General features: G+C 66.8%; 12 protein-coding genes. 11 read left to right on the forward strand and 1 reads right to left on the reverse strand.

The genetic code is table 11. The features are described 5' to 3' along the window. Positions 1 to 4: 4 nt before the first annotated feature. From DI624_RS09805 to DI624_RS09825, 5 genes are read left to right on the forward strand one after another with little or no spacing between them, the layout of a single operon-like run. A complete protein-coding gene (locus DI624_RS09805; RefSeq protein ID WP_291537781.1) occupies positions 5 to 1,321 on the forward strand; it encodes a TolC family protein in 1,317 nt (438 codons plus the stop codon). After that, positions 1,318 to 2,580 carry an HlyD family efflux transporter periplasmic adaptor subunit gene (locus DI624_RS09810; RefSeq protein WP_035308110.1) on the forward strand — a complete coding sequence of 421 codons (1,263 nt, stop codon included), beginning with the start codon at positions 1,318 to 1,320 and terminating at the stop codon, positions 2,578 to 2,580. Before DI624_RS09805 ends, DI624_RS09810 begins: the two co-directional genes overlap by 4 nt. Positions 2,581 to 2,594: 14 nt before the next feature. Next, positions 2,595 to 5,741: a CusA/CzcA family heavy metal efflux RND transporter gene (locus DI624_RS09815; RefSeq protein WP_291537784.1), complete on the forward strand. Its 3,147-nt coding sequence runs from the start codon at positions 2,595 to 2,597 to the stop codon at positions 5,739 to 5,741. A gap of 38 nt (positions 5,742 to 5,779) precedes the next feature. Beyond that, positions 5,780 to 6,508 carry a HupE/UreJ family protein gene (locus DI624_RS09820; protein ID WP_035308114.1) on the forward strand — a complete coding sequence of 243 codons (729 nt, stop codon included), beginning with the start codon at positions 5,780 to 5,782 and terminating at the stop codon, positions 6,506 to 6,508. A gap of 13 nt (positions 6,509 to 6,521) precedes the next feature. Beyond that, positions 6,522 to 7,238: a hypothetical protein gene (locus tag DI624_RS09825; protein WP_035308115.1), complete on the forward strand. Its 717-nt coding sequence runs from the start codon at positions 6,522 to 6,524 to the stop codon at positions 7,236 to 7,238. A 31-nt stretch (positions 7,239 to 7,269) separates the two neighbouring features. On the opposite strand, the gene DI624_RS09830 is transcribed toward DI624_RS09825, so the two are convergent. Then, positions 7,270 to 8,589 carry an MFS transporter gene (locus DI624_RS09830; protein ID WP_035308117.1) on the reverse strand — a complete coding sequence of 440 codons (1,320 nt, stop codon included), beginning with the start codon at positions 8,587 to 8,589 and terminating at the stop codon, positions 7,270 to 7,272. A gap of 70 nt (positions 8,590 to 8,659) precedes the next feature. Here DI624_RS09830 and DI624_RS09835 point away from each other — a divergent pair, with 70 nt between their 5' ends. The 6 genes from DI624_RS09835 to DI624_RS09855 all read left to right on the forward strand — a co-directional run bounded on the left by DI624_RS09835 (position 8,660) and on the right by DI624_RS09855 (position 14,693). Then, positions 8,660 to 8,935, forward strand: coding sequence for a metal-sensing transcriptional repressor (locus tag DI624_RS09835; protein WP_035308120.1), 276 nt, complete (start codon positions 8,660 to 8,662; stop codon positions 8,933 to 8,935). A gap of 7 nt (positions 8,936 to 8,942) precedes the next feature. After that, a complete protein-coding gene (locus DI624_RS09840; RefSeq protein WP_271145752.1) occupies positions 8,943 to 10,061 on the forward strand; it encodes a nickel/cobalt efflux transporter in 1,119 nt (372 codons plus the stop codon). Between the two features lie 9 nt (positions 10,062 to 10,070). Further along, the gene (locus DI624_RS16155; RefSeq protein ID WP_081836171.1) at positions 10,071 to 10,238 is read left to right on the forward strand and encodes a DUF1289 domain-containing protein; all 168 of its coding nucleotides are present in this window, start codon (positions 10,071 to 10,073) and stop codon (positions 10,236 to 10,238) included. Between the two features lie 807 nt (positions 10,239 to 11,045). Continuing rightward, a complete protein-coding gene (radC, locus tag DI624_RS09845; RefSeq protein WP_052004993.1) occupies positions 11,046 to 11,651 on the forward strand; it encodes a DNA repair protein RadC in 606 nt (201 codons plus the stop codon). Between the two features lie 7 nt (positions 11,652 to 11,658). Further along, on the forward strand, positions 11,659 to 12,618 hold the full coding sequence (locus DI624_RS09850; RefSeq protein ID WP_291537792.1) for a toprim domain-containing protein: 960 nt from the start codon (positions 11,659 to 11,661) through the stop codon (positions 12,616 to 12,618). Further along, complete coding sequence (locus tag DI624_RS09855) at positions 12,615 to 14,693, forward strand: ParB/RepB/Spo0J family partition protein (RefSeq protein WP_291537795.1); 2,079 nt, start codon at positions 12,615 to 12,617, stop codon at positions 14,691 to 14,693. Before DI624_RS09850 ends, DI624_RS09855 begins: the two co-directional genes overlap by 4 nt. Positions 14,694 to 14,755 lie beyond the last annotated feature (62 nt).

Below are 14,755 nucleotides of genomic sequence, written 5' to 3' on the forward strand. Positions count from 1 at the left end.
TCCCTTGAAGACCCCATCGTCCGGCATTGCCGGGCCGTGGGCGCGACTGACGGCCGTGTCGGCCCTCGCGCTCATTCTGGCGGCCTCGCTGCCGCCGACCCTTGCTGTCGCACAGGATGCGGCGGCCACGTCCACCGCGCCTGTACTGTCGCTGGACGAGGCGCTGCGTCGAGCCGCCCTGGTCGATCCCTCACTGGCACCGACCCAGGCCCGGCGACAGGCGTCGCGGGCAGCCGTGCGTCAGGCGGACGTTCGTCCCAACCCCACGCTTGGGGTGATGGTCGAGAACTTTCCGACCATCGGCGGAGGCGACCTGTTCCGTCGGACCGAGACCACGCTCACAGTCGAGCAACGGTTCGAGCGGGGCGGTGACAGGTCCGCCCGTGTCTCTCTCGCCGAAGCCGAAGGGCTGCTGGTCGACGCCACCGCGCGCATTCGCCAGTTGGACCGGCTCGAACAGGTGCAGCGCGCCTGGGCGGAAGCTCTGGCGGCTCAGGCCGAGTTGGAGATCGCCCGCGAGCGCCTTGACCTCGCCGAACGGTTCCAGACCGAGGTCGGTCGCCGCGTGGACATGGCGCGCGATCCTCTGTTCGCCGGGGCGCGCGCCGAGGCCGAACTGGCTCAGGCCCAGATCGACTTCGATCAGGCCGGGATTACCGTCCGGGTCGCCAACATTTCGCTGGCCCGGTTCTGGGATGGGTCATCGGACTTCACCCTTGGCGCCGAGACCTTCGCCGACACCCGGTCGGCGCTCGACGTCACGGATGGGGTCGCCCAGGCGGACCTGGACATCTTCGTCGCACAGCGCGACATCGCCGTCGCCCGGGTGGCGGTGGAGACGGCCCGCGCCCGGTCGGACGCCACGGTCAGCGCCGGCGTCCGTCACTTCGGGGACGGCAACGACCTCGGCTTTGTCGTCGGCGCGTCGATTCCCCTTGGTCGCTACGACCAGAACCTCGGGGCCATCGACCGCGCCCGAGCGGAGGGGCTGGCCGTCGAGGGTGATCTCGCCGCCGCCCGCATCGACCGTGAACGTGAGATCGCGCGCCTGCAGGTTCAGGTCATGGCCCGAGCCAGCGAAGCTCGCAGGATCGGGCAGGAAACCCTTCCCCAGGCCGAGCGCGCCGTCGTTCTGGTGCGCGACGGCTTCAACAGGGGCGGCTTCACCTACAACGACGTCATCTCCGCCCAGACCGCCCTGCTGCAGACCCGCGCCCGCCGCGTCGCGGTGCTCAAGCAATTCCATATCGATCGCGCCCGCCTCGACAGACTGACCGGCGCGCACGGCGACCTGATCCTCGCCCTGGAGACTCAACCATGATCCGCCTGACACCTTCGCGGCGCTGGCTCGTTGCGTCCGCGATCGTCCTCGCCTTCGCCGCCGCCGCTTGCGGAGACAAGCCCGCCGAAAAGGCAGGCGAAAACGGCGAGGCTGCCGCCGCCGACTATGAGCGTGGCCCTCACCGAGGCCGGATGCTCCGCGACGGAGACTTCGCCCTTGAGATCACCATCTTCGAGGAAGGACCAGAGCCCCTGTTCCGGCTCTATCCCTATCTGAAGGACAAGCCGCTCGATCCACGTCAGGTCCAGGCGACCATGGCCCTGACCCGTCTCGGGCCGAAGGTCGATCGGTTCACCTTCATCCCGACCGAGGACTATCTCGCCAGCCCCGGTGTCGTCTCCGAGCCGCACTCCTTCGACGTGGCGGTCGCGGCGACCCAGAACGGCAAGCGATCGACCTGGGCCTACCAGTCCTATGAGGGTCGCACCGTCATCTCAGCCGACGCCGCCCGCGCCGGTGGCGTCACCACGCAGCGCGCCGGTTCCGCAGTCCTGGGCGAGTCTCTGCCGTTGAGCGGTCGGGTCGAGATCACGCCTGAGGGCCAGAGCGATGTCTTCGCCCGCTATCCGGGTCGGGTGATGGCGTTGAACGTCGAACTGGGCCAGCGCGTATCGCGAGGCCAGGTTGTGGCGCGGGTCGAGTCCAGCGAGAGCCTCCAGACCTATTCCGTCACCGCGCCGATCTCCGGCGTCATCATGGCCAAGAACGTCAACGCCGGGGCCATCACCGGCGCGGGCGGCGAGCCGATGCTGGTGATCGGCGACCCAACCCGCCTCCATGCCGAGTTCGCCCTCTATCCGCGCGATGCAGAACGTGTCCGCCGGGGCCAGCGGGTCGAGGTCACCAGTCTGGCAGGTGACCACCGTTTCAATGGCGTCATCGAAACCATCCTGCCCGGCTCTGATCCGATGAGCCAGACCCTGATCGCCCATGTCGAACTGGCCTATCAGGGCGGCGTCTGGCGGCCGGGCCTGGGAGTACAGGGCACCGTTCAGGTCGGTGAGGGTGCAGTGCCTCTCGCCGTCCAGACCAAGGCCATCCAGCCGTTCCGCGATTTCCAGGTCGTCTACGCCAAGGTCGGCAACACCTATGAGGTGCGGATGCTCGAACTGGGCCGAAGGACCGACGAGTGGACCGAGGTGCTTGGCGGGCTCGAACCCCGAACCGAATACGTCGTGGACGGCGCCTTCCTCATTCGCGCGGACATCGAAAAGTCCGGCGCGAGCCATGATCACTAGGGGGCGCGAGAACCATGCTTGCACGCATCATCGCCCTGTCGATCCGCTTCCGATGGGCGGTCATGGGGCTCGTCCTCCTGGCCTGCGCCATCGGCGTCTGGAGCTTCCAGCGCCTGCCGATCGACGCCACTCCGGACATCACCAACGTCCAGATTCAGATCAACACCGAAGCCCCCGGCTATTCGCCGCTGGAGGCCGAACAGCGCATCACCTTCCCCGTCGAGACCGCCGTCGCAGGCGTTCCGGGCCTTCAATACACCCGCTCGGTTTCGCGATACGGGTTGAGCCAGGTGACCGTCATCTTCGACGACGGCACCGACATCTATTTCGCACGCCAACTGGTGAATGAGCGCCTCCAAAGCGCCCTCGGTCAGCTTCCCCCCGGCGTCACCCCTGAACTTGGCCCTATCGCCACCGGCCTCGGGGAGATCTTCATGTATACGGTCGAGGCCGAGCCGGGTGCACGACGTCCCGACGGCCAGCCCTATACGACCGAAGACCTGCGCACGCTTCAGGACTGGGTCATCCGGCCCCAGCTTCGCAACACGCGCGGTGTCACCGAGGTCAACACCGTCGGCGGCTACGAGCGTCAGTATCACGTCACACCCGATCCGCAGCGGCTGGCGGCCTACGGGGTGACCATGGCCGAGGTGGTCGAAGCGCTGGACAACAACAACGCCAACGTCGGCGCGGGCTATGTCGAGCGCTTCGGCGAACAGTATCTGATCCGGGTGCCGGGGCAGGCTTCGACGAGTGAAGACCTGGGCAACATCGTGATCGCCACGCGTGGGGGCGTTCCGATCCGCATCCTGGACGTCGCCGACATCGGAATGGGCCAGGAACTTCGCACCGGCGCCGCGACCGAGAACGGCAAGGAGACGGTCCTTGCGACGGTTCTCATGCTGGCTGGCGAGAACAGCCGTATCGTCGCCCAGGCCGCCGCCGCCAGCCTGCAGGAAGCCGCCAAGGCCCTGCCGCCCGGTGTCGTCGCCACGCCGGTCTACGACCGCACCGAACTGGTGGAACGCGCCATCCACACCGTCGAAAAGAACCTCGTCGAGGGCGCCCTGCTGGTCATCGTCGTGCTGTTCCTGCTGCTCGGCAACATCCGCGCGGCCCTGATCACGGCGGCGGTCATTCCCGTCACCATGCTGATGACCATCACCGGCATGGTGCGGACCGGAACCTCCGGCAATCTGATGAGCCTCGGCGCGCTCGACTTCGGCCTGATCGTGGACGGCGCCGTCATCATCGTCGAGAACTGCCTCAGGCGCTACGGCGAGGCCCAGCATCGCCTGGGTCGTATCCTGACCCGCGAGGAACGGTTCGATCTGGCGGCGACCGCCTCCAGCGAGGTAATCCGGCCCTCGCTATTCGGGGTCATGATCATCACCCTGGTCTATGTCCCCATCTTCGCCCTGACCGGGGTGGAGGGGAAGACCTTCCACCCGATGGCGATCACCGTCGTCATCGCCCTGACGGCAGCGCTCCTGCTGTCCCTGACCTTCGTACCCGCCGCCGTCGCCATGTTCGTCACCGGCAAGGTCGAGGAGAAGGACAGCTTCCTGATGCGCTGGGCCCGGGTGGGTTATCAGCCGGCGCTCGACTTCGCGCTCAGGACCCGCAGCCTGATGATCGGCATTGCGGTCGTGCTGGTGCTGCTCGCCGGGTTCGGGGCGTCGCGGATGGGCTCGGAGTTCGTGCCCAATCTCGACGAAGGCGACATCGCCATGCACGCCCTGCGCATCCCGGGCACCAGCCTGACCCAGGCCGTGCAGATGCAGACTGCGTTGGAAGCCCGCATCGCCCGCTTCCCCGAGGTGGAGCGGGTCGTGGCCAAGATCGGCACCGCCGAGGTCGCCACCGATCCGGTGCCGCCCTCGGTCGCCGACACCTTCATCATGCTGAAGGACAGGAAGGATTGGCCGAACCCTCGCAAGTCTCGCGGCGACCTCGTCGCCGAGATGGAAGAGGCCGTGAATGAGATTCCCGGCAGCAAATACGAGTTCACCCAGCCGATCCAGATGCGGTTCAACGAACTGCTGAGCGGGGTGCGGGCCGACGTCGCCATCAAGGTCTATGGCGACGATCTCGACGAACTGCTGCGCCTCGGCGCCGAGATCGAAGCCATCGTGGCCTCGGTGGACGGGGCCGCCGATCCCCAGACCGAACAGATCACCGGCCTGCCGGTGCTCCAGATCACACCCAACCGACCCGCCATGGCGCGCCTTGGCCTGAGCATCGAAGACGTCCAGTCGGTTATCTCCACCTCAATGGGCGGCACGACCGCCGGGCAAATCTTCGAGGGTGACCGTCGTTTCGACGTCGTTGTCCGCCTGCCCGAGCGTCTGCGCGCCGACACCAACGCCATCGGTCGTCTCCAGGTCCCGCTCCCGGCGGGCGAAGGACAGCCGCGTCAGTTCGTGCCCCTGAATGAGGTCGCCACGATCGAACTCACAAAGGGTCCGAACCAGATCAGCCGAGAGAACGGCAAACGCCGCATCGTGACCACGGCCAATGTCCGCGACCGCGACCTGGGTTCGTTCATCCGCGAGGTTCAGGACCGGGTCGATGCTGAGGTCGCCATACCGGCCGGCTATTGGGTCACCTATGGCGGAACGTTCGAGCAGTTGATCTCGGCCGCCAAACGATTGCAACTCGTGGTTCCCGCGGTGTTGCTGCTGATCTTCGGCCTGCTGTTCGCCTTGTTCCGCTCGGTCAAGGACTCGGCCATCGTTTTCTCCGGCGTGCCTCTGGCCCTGACCGGAGGGGTGGCCGCCCTGATGCTGCGTGGGCTGCCTCTGTCGATCTCGGCGGGGGTCGGATTCATCGCCCTGTCCGGGGTCGCCGTGCTCAACGGTGTCGTCATGGTCACCTTCATCCGCAGCCTGATCGCCGAAGGGAAGCCTCTTGGCGAGGCAATCCGGGAGGGGGCGCTGACCCGTCTTCGCCCGGTGCTGATGACGGCGCTCGTCGCCAGCCTCGGCTTCGTGCCCATGGCCTTGAACGTCGGAGCCGGCGCCGAGGTCCAGCGCCCGCTGGCCACGGTCGTCATCGGCGGGATCATCTCCTCGACCCTGCTGACCCTGCTCGTGCTCCCCGCCCTCTACAGCCTCGTCCACGGCCGCCCGTCTTCGCCGAACGGCGTCAGACGGTCGTAGCGTGAGCGGCTTCCCTTCGCATACTCCCGGAGGACTTCATGAACCCGCGTCTCCAGCGCGCGACCGCCTGGTTGCGAACGCCCATCGGCCTGCTGAGCGCAGGCCTGTTGGTGCTCTTCCTCAACGGCCTGTTCACCGCCACCCTGGCGCACGGGGTGGCGGCAGGGGACAAGGGCTACATCCAGGAGACGTCCGGCATCGTCTTCTGGCCCTTCGTCTATCTGGGGGCCAAGCACATGGTCACCGGTTACGACCATCTGCTGTTCCTGTTCGGGGTGATCTTCTACCTCTACCGCCTCAAGGATATCAGCCTCTACGTCACCATGTTCGCCGTCGGGCATTCGACGACCCTGCTGCTGGGCGTGATGCTGAACGTCAACGTCTCCAGTTATCTGATCGACGCCATCATCGGCCTGTCCGTCGTCTACAAGGCGCTCGACAACATGGGGGCCTACCGACGCTGGTTCGGTGTCCAGCCGGACGCCAGGGCCGCGACCCTGGCGTTCGGTCTGTTCCACGGCCTGGGTCTGGCGACCAAACTGCAGGACTTCCAGCTGTCTTCAGACGGCCTCTTGGTCAACCTGATCGCCTTCAACATCGGCGTGGAGATCGGCCAGCTTCTGGCGCTCGGAGCCATCCTGATCGCCATGGGATTCTGGCGCCGGACCGCCAGCTTCGGGCGCCACGCCTATCTGGCCAACGTCATCCTCATGATCCTCGGTTTCATCCTGACGGGCTATCAGCTCGTCGGCTTCTTCGTCGCCTGACGGGAGACCTTCCATGCAAAATCTCAATCAACCCGATCCCGCCGAACTGCCGTCGACGGCCAAGCTGCTCAAGTCTACCGGCGTCGCCGTCGTCATCGCCTCGGCCCTGCTGGTCACCGTGGTCCTTCCAGCCGAGTACGGCGTCGATCCTACCCGCATCGGCTCGGTCTTCGGGCTGACCGAGATGGGCCGGATCAAGCGCCAACTCGCCGTTGAAGCTGCGGCTGAAGCGGCCTCAACGGCGGCGGTCATTACATCCACGAGGACCGCGCCTGCCTTGCCGGCAGCCGCACCAGTGGGCTCACCAGACACCGCAACTCAGGAGCCGGCCAGGTCTGCCAAGACCGAAGCCGTCCCGCCAGCGGTCACGACCCAGACGGCAGCCGCAGCTACGACAACCAATGGCGCATCGGCGGGTCGCAGCCATCGCACGTCCCTGACCCTTGAGCCTGACGAGGGGGCCGAGATCAAAATGGCCATGGGGGACGGCGCGAAGGCGAACTTCACCTGGTCCACCAGTGGCCCGGCGGTGAACTATGACACCCATGGTGACGGCCAAGGGATCACCTATCACGGCTATAGCAAGGGAACCTCCGCCCGCGAGACGGGGGTGCTAACGGCCGCTTTCGCGGGTCATCACGGCTGGTTCTGGCGTAACCGCAGCGGCGAGCGTGTCACCATCACGCTTCAAACCTCGGGCGACTACGAGAGCGTCGATTTCGTCGACTGAGGCTTACGGTCGGATGTCTCCCGCCTTGGGCTCACTCCTTCGTCGTCGGCCATCGCGGGTGGCGCTCGTCGATGACGAAGGGATGGCTGTGCAACGCCTCTCCGGATTGACCGTCCAGATGCGGATCGTCTTCGGCCGGTGCGTCATGCCGATGCGGCAGGTCCGTCGGGTCGTTCGCAGGCCAGACTACAAATCCTAGGACCGTTCCGAACGCGCACAGGGCGGCCAGCACCAGAAAGGCCGCGCTGGGGTCCGCAGCCGCGCTGACCAGACCGGCGACCGGATAGGCGATCAGCCAGGCGGCGTGGGACAGGGCGAACTGCGCCGCGAACAGGGCCGGACGATCCTGTGCGTTGGAAGACCGACGCAAGGCGCGACCCGCCGGTGTGAGGGTCAGCGAATAGCCGACGCCCATGACGGCCCAGAGGATGAGCAGGGCGACATAGGTGGTCGCCAGCACCGATCCCCCAAGCAGCACCAGGGTCATGATCGCGGCGCCCCACAACATGGCGGTCCGGTCTGCGACCCGGTCCAGCAGGCGAGGCAGGGCGATCGCCGCCGCCATCGACCCCGCCCCGAAAGCCGCTAGCGCCCAGGCGGCGGCTTGGCCGGACATGGCGAAGCGGGACTGCACCAGGACGACCGTGTTGACGAACACCATGGCCCCGCCGGCGGCCTCGGCGATGCTGATGGCGATCAGACCGCGCAGACGTGGCGTCAAAGCGAACAGGCGAACCCCGCCCGTGAGCCGCTGGATGAAGGGTTTCTGAGCCGTCTGCGTCAGTACCGGCAGTGCAGCCGTGACGACGAAAAGGGCCGAGATAACGAAGCCGAGGGACGTCCCGGCGAACAGATTGTTGTAGCTCATGAAGGCGAGGAGCACGGCCGCCAGCACGGGACTGGCCACGCTCTCGAGATCGGCCGCGAGGCGCGAGAGCGACAGGGCCTTGGTGTATTCCGCCTCGTCAGGCAGCAGGTCGGGGATCATCGCCTGGAACGCCGGGGTGAAGGCCGCCGAGGCGACGTACAGCACCGTCATCAGGGCATAGACCTCCCAGGCCTCGCCAACGAACGGCAAGGCGCCGGCGACACAGGCCCGGACGACATCCAGCGAGACCAGCAGGGCCTTGCGGGGAAGCCTGGCCGCCAGGGCGCTCGCGAAGGGCGCGACGCCGATATAGGCGATCATCTTGATGGCCAGGGCCATCCCCAAGACTTCGCCGGCATTGGCCCCGGCCAGATCATGCGCCAGCAGACCCAGCGCCACCGTCGCCATGCCCGTGCCGAGCAGGGCCGCGACCTGGGCGATGAACAGATGCCGGTAACCGGCATGGCGAAGCGGTGAAAACATCGAACGTCGTCCTGCGGCGGGTAACCAAGAGAGGCTGGTCTTATCCCCTCCAGGGGGATAGCATAGCCTCATGGCTCACGTCGTCCACGAATCCCACCCCGAGATCATCAATCGGCTGAAGCGCGCCGAGGGTCATCTGCGCAAGACCATCGCCATGATCGAGGGTGGGCGAACGTGTCTGGATCTCGCCCAGCAGCTTCATGCGATCGAGAAGGCCGTGGCGGCGGCCAAGAAGACCCTGATCCACGATCACATCGACCATTGCCTCGCCCATGCGGCCGAGGGCGACCCGGCCGAGGCCCGTCGGGCCATGGCCGAGTTCAAAGACATCACCAAATACCTGTGAGACGCCGATGACCCCGTTTGCAGACCTGCTCGCGCAGGGCTCGGCCCATGCCTGGCTGTTCATTCCTTCCGCCCTGCTGCTGGGAGCCTTGCACGGGCTGGAGCCCGGCCACTCCAAGACGATGATGGCGGCCTTCATCGTCGCGGTGCGCGGTACGGTCTGGCAGGCGATCCTGCTGGGTTTGTCGGCGACGCTGTCCCATACGGCCATCGTCTGGGCCATCGCCCTGACCGGGCTCTACTTCGGCCAGTTTTTCGACATCGAAGCCTCGGAGGGCTGGTTCCAGCTGGCCTCGGCCGTGATCATCCTCGGTGTCGCCGCATGGATGCTCTTCGCCACATGGCGCGAGCAGAACGCCGTCCACAACGAGCATGATCGTGACCACGACCATGACCACGACGAGACGCGCTGGATCGACACCGGCCATGGCGTCGTCAGCCTGAGTATCTTCGAGGACGGCGTGCCCCCACGGTTCCGGTTCGCTCCGGAGAAAGGGCCGGTTCCGAGGGCCGACGACGTCATCGTCGCAACCACCCGGGCGGACGGCTCCGTCCAGACATTCCACTTCGAGACACGCGACGGTTATCTCGAATCGGCAGACGTCATTCCTGAACCCCATGCGTTCACCGCAAGGCTGGTCCTGGGCCACGGCAATCACACCCACGAGTTCGATGTCGAGTTCGCCGAACACGATCACGAACACGCTCATGACCACGGCGGGCTTGATGTCTCGGACCCCGGCTATCAGGACGCCCACGAACGCGCCCACGCCAACGACATCAAGAAGCGGTTCGCCAACCGCAAGGTGACCACTTGGCAGATCATGCTCTTCGGCCTGACAGGCGGCCTGATCCCGTGCCCGGCCTCGATCACCGTCCTGCTGCTCTGCCTGCAGCTGAAGCAGGTGGCCTTGGGTGCGACCCTCGTCCTGTGCTTTTCGATCGGATTGGCGGCGACCATGGTCACCGTCGGTGTCGCAGCGGCGATCGGGATGCGGCATGCGGAGAAGCGCTGGTCGGGAGGTTTCGCGGCTTTTGCACGAAAGGCGCCCTATTTTTCAGGGGTTCTGATCGCTGTCGTCGGCCTGGTCTTGACCTGGCAGGCCGTCGTCTCCCTGGCCCGGTAGACAGGTGGGATGGCCAAGACACCCTGTATCGATGTCTGCACTTTCGACGCCCGCTCCGGTTTTTGCGCAGGCTGTGGACGCACGCGGTTGGAAGTCGCGGGGTGGCGCAAACTCACTCCGCATCAGAGGAAAACCATCGAACGCGACTTGCGACGTCGCCTGACGGGACGCTCGTAGGGCGCCTCGCATCCACATACTTGCCGCAGCGATCCGCCTATGACCTTGGGCCCCCGCGAGCCGACGACTTCCTCCTAGCTGATGGCTCGCAGGGAACTCGGAAGGGAAGTGGCCAAGGGGTCCGACATGCGCGCGGATGGACGAGGGGACTGCCACTCCAAGTTGGATTTCGGCAGGGCTTGCGGGGTCCAGCAGGCTCGCGTCCTAATCTCCCCCTTCGCGTCCACCGGCGGCACGCAGCAGGTCGCCGACCCTTCGACCATTAAGGCGGCATGAGGCAATCACCCGATCATAGACGATGACGCGACCGTTACGACCGCGAACCGCCACGCACGTCAGGACACGTCCGCGAACCAAGCCCGACAATCGGTCCCGGTCAGCGCGTCCGGTCGGACTGTGGAGCTCGGGGGCGTTAAAATCCGACAGCCGGACCTCAATCCAGGTCGAGGGGTCACTGTTGGGGCCCGCACACAGGCTGTCACCGTCACCGATGTAGCGCACCAGACCGGAGAAGGACGCGCCCGCGCGGTCAGGCAAACGGCCCTCGCACGGATCCGCGTGGGCGACGGCGGGAGCGAGGAGAAGACCAGTGAGGATCAGGAGCCATTTCATGGGCGCAGCCTGAAGCCATCGCCCCTCTTAGCCAACGGGCATTGGAGAAAAAGGAAGGGCGGGGGGTGGTCGCCCCGATCCGGGGCCAGCAGCCCCTGGAGCCCCGCGATGCGACCCTTGTCCTCATCAACATTCAGGCCTTCCGGCCTGCGTTCGGGAGACCTGTTCGCGGCGTCGCCGGGCCTTGAGCAGGAGATGGACGACGCCACCCTTCTTTCCCTGCTGATGACACGCACCATGCCGGAGCGTGACATCGCGCAGGCTGCAGCGACCTTGCTGGCGGTGTTCGGCACGGTCGCCGCCGTCGTCGCGGCGGATCCGCACGAGCTGGCGCGGGCCGCCACGCTCGACGCGACCACGATCACGGATCTCAAGATGTTGCGCCGGCTGAGTATCAGGTTGGCCCGATCGGAGGCCTGCCGCCGCCCCGTCCTGTCATCATGGTCCGCCCTGGTCGCCTATGTTCGCTCGGCCCTGGCCCACGAACCGAGAGAGCAGTTCCGCGCCCTGTATCTCGACAAGAAGAACATCCTGCTTCGGGACGAATTCCGGGCCGAAGGCACGGTCGATCACGCCCCGGTCTACCCCCGTGAAGTCGTCCGGCGGGCGCTGGAACTCTCGGCTTCGGCGCTCATCCTTGTCCACAATCATCCGTCCGGCGACCCGGCCCCGTCACGGGCCGATATCGAGATGACCCGCAGGATCGTGGACGCCGCCGGCGTTTTCGGCCTGCAAGTGCACGACCATCTCGTCATCGGCCGTCAGGGTACGGCGAGCTTCAAACAGCTCGGCCTGATCTGAGGCGGCCATGACCCTTCACGCGATTGTCGCCGCCCTGGGCGGCGACCTCTATGCCGGAGGTTCGCGCGCCAGCATCCCCGCACCCGGCCACAGCACGGCGGACCGTTCGGTTTCGTTGATGCTGGCCGATGATCGGGTCATCATCCACGGATTCGGCGGCGCCGATTGGCGCACCGCACGGGATGATCTTCGCCTTCGCGGCTTTATCGATGACGCCGGTCGGCTCACCGGCGGCGGGCGCGGACGGTCCTCATCGCCGAGACCGGACCGGCGCCTTCGCGTCGAGACCGCATCGCGTCTGTGGACCGCGACGACGGAGCGACCGCCCCACGGTCCGGCCGCTCTCTATCTACAGCGGCGCGCCGTTCTGGCCGGGGACGCGGTCTCCAATCTTCGGCTGCACCCGGCCGCGCCACTCTCGGTCTATCAGAGTGGTAGGCGCGTGCGTCCCGCTCTGATCGCCCGGGTCAGCGACGCCGAGGATCGTCTGACGGCGGTCGAGCTGACCTATCTCGAGACCAATGGTCTGCCCGCCGGCGGTCTGCGCCTGGCCCGAAAGACTGTGGGTCAGGTCCCGCCCGGCGCGGCCGTTCGCCTCTCGCCTGCGGCCGAAGAGATGTTGGTGGGCGAAGGGGTGGTCACGACCCTGTCGGCCATCGACCGCTTCGGTCTTCCCGGCTGGGCTCTTATGGCCGCCAATAACCTCGTCGCCTGGAGCCCGCCCGCCTGGGTGCGCCGGGTCCTGATCGCCGCTGACCGTGGCGAGGCCGGTGAGGCGGCGGCTGCCCGGCTCCGCCGCCGCCTGGTGAATGACGGTCTCAAGGTTGAGGTGTCATGGCCCGAGCCGCCGTTCGGCGACTGGAACGAGGTCGCGGTCGCGGCGGCGTCGCAAAGGGGGAGCGAGGGCTCTGAGGGGCGCCGGAGTGACGGGGATGGCCCCCGTCGCCCGGCAGGAGAGACCTCATGACCGACCTCGTTCCCGTCATCACCTCAACAACCTCTGTTCCTGAAACCCCGAGCCCGGCCGTCATCTTCACGCCCGTGGAACGCATCGTCCGCCTCGGGGATCTTGGCATCGCGCGAGAGAACCTGCGGTATGGCGAACCGCCGGACGACGAAATTCCAACCCTGGCCGCCACCCTGAAGGCGGCCGGTCAATTGCAGCCCGTGACCGTCAGGCCCGGCCTCGGCAAAAAGGAGCAGCCGTTCATGGCTCTGGACGGTCGTCGTCGTCGTCAGGCGCTGGCGATCCTGCTGGAGGCCGGCGACATCGACGAGAACTATCCGGTCCGGACCTATGTCGAGACCGATCCGGCGCGCCAAGCGGCGGCGGTGCTTTTGACCAACACCGCCGTCCCCGTCCACGTGGCCGACGTCATCGCGGCCATCGGCCGGATGCTGAAGTCGAAACTGACGATCACGGCCATGGCGCGGGCGCTCGGTTACGACGAGATCGAGATCAAGCGTTTAGCGGCCCTGTCCGGCGTCGCGCCAGCCGCTCTGGTGGCGCTGAAGGCGGGCCGCATCACCCTTCGCCAGACCCGGTTGCTGGCACGACTGCCGGATCGCCAGGAGCAGGAGGACCTCGCCCAGATGGCTTTGGACGGCCATGGCTTCCAGGAATGGCGGGTCAGCGAGCGTCTCGACGACAGCCGGGTCACCACGCGCGATCGCCGCTGCGCCCTGGTCGATCCTCAGGCCTATATCGACGCCGGAGGTCGCACCGAAACCGACCTGTTCGGCGAACTGCCTCCTGTTCTACTCGACCCGGACATTCTGACCGAGGTCTGGACCCGTCGCGCACGCGGGATAGCGGCCGTGTTCGAAGCCGAAGGGATCGCGGTTCACGTGACCGCAGGCCCGGAGCCAGAGCTTCCCGATGATCTTGAGGCGCTCGGCTATGTCTATGGCGGTTCGCTCCCGGCCGAGGAGATGGCGCGCTACCGGTCGCAGCGCGAGGTGTTCAACGAACGGGCCGAAAAGGCCCGCATCGCTCTGGCGGATGTCGAGCACCCCGACGTCGCTGATCTCGCCATCGTCGATATGATCCACGCCAGGATCGCCTCCGATCAAACCGGATGCGGCGGCAGGGTCGTGACCACCATGGTGATGTGGCCGGCTACGGGGGCGGGCGTCGAAGTCCGCTGCTACACGCCGGAGGAACCCGAGGTCGACGACGGGGATGAGGACGTCGCGCCCGAGACCGCGCGTCGGACCTCGGCGCCACCGGCGTATATACCGCCAGAAGTCGAGGCTCCCGAGCCGGAGACAGAAGGCGTCAACCATGCCCTTCACGCCGTTCGGACCGATGTGGCGACGCGGGGTCTGATCCGCGCGCTGGCCGACGATCCCGGGGCGGCGCTGACAGCCTTGATCGCGCGGCTGTTCACCGTTCTTGTGCGACGCGCGCACGTCGCGCGGTCGGACTCGGCCCTTGCCATCACCGCCAGTGGGTTCAATCCCGCCAATGGGCGAGTCATCGAGGCACTGGACGGGGACGTGCGTCGCCGGCTCGAGGATCGTCGCACAGCCTGGGAAGCGTCCGGCGAGACCGTCATCGCCTGGGTCCACGGCCTTGCCCACGGCGAGAAGATGGGATTGCTGGCGGAGTTGACCGCCATCAGCCTCGACGTCCGGGAGGAGAAGACCTTCTCCATTCGCCGCAGCGCCCGGGCCGAGGCGGCGGAGCTGGCCGCTCTCTGCCAGGCGGACATCACCCTACACTGGACGCCCGACGCCCTCTTCCTGCAGCCCCACTCCAAGGGCCTGCTGACCGGCATGCTCGAGACCATGGGCGCCGAGGACGAGCGGGCGAAGACGCTCCGCAAGACGGAGCTGGTCGACTGGGTGGCCGAACAGGCTGCGCAACGGGCCTGGGTGCCGGCCGCCCTGTGCTGGGCCGCCCCGATCAACGCCGATCAGGATACCCCGGACATCGAGGACCAAGCGGCCGGCGGTGGCGTCGATGATGACGACGAGGGGGTCGGCGCCTTCGCCGTCACCCCGGCGGGTGAGGCGGCCCTGGGTTCTTCCGCCGCCTGATCGTCCGCACACGGAAGCATCGCAACGGCGACCCGCCGGTGCGGTGTTTCTCTGCGTCGTGC

The organism is Brevundimonas sp., assembly GCF_003248455.1.
In the GTDB taxonomy this organism is placed as follows: Bacteria; Pseudomonadota; Alphaproteobacteria; order Caulobacterales; family Caulobacteraceae; genus Brevundimonas.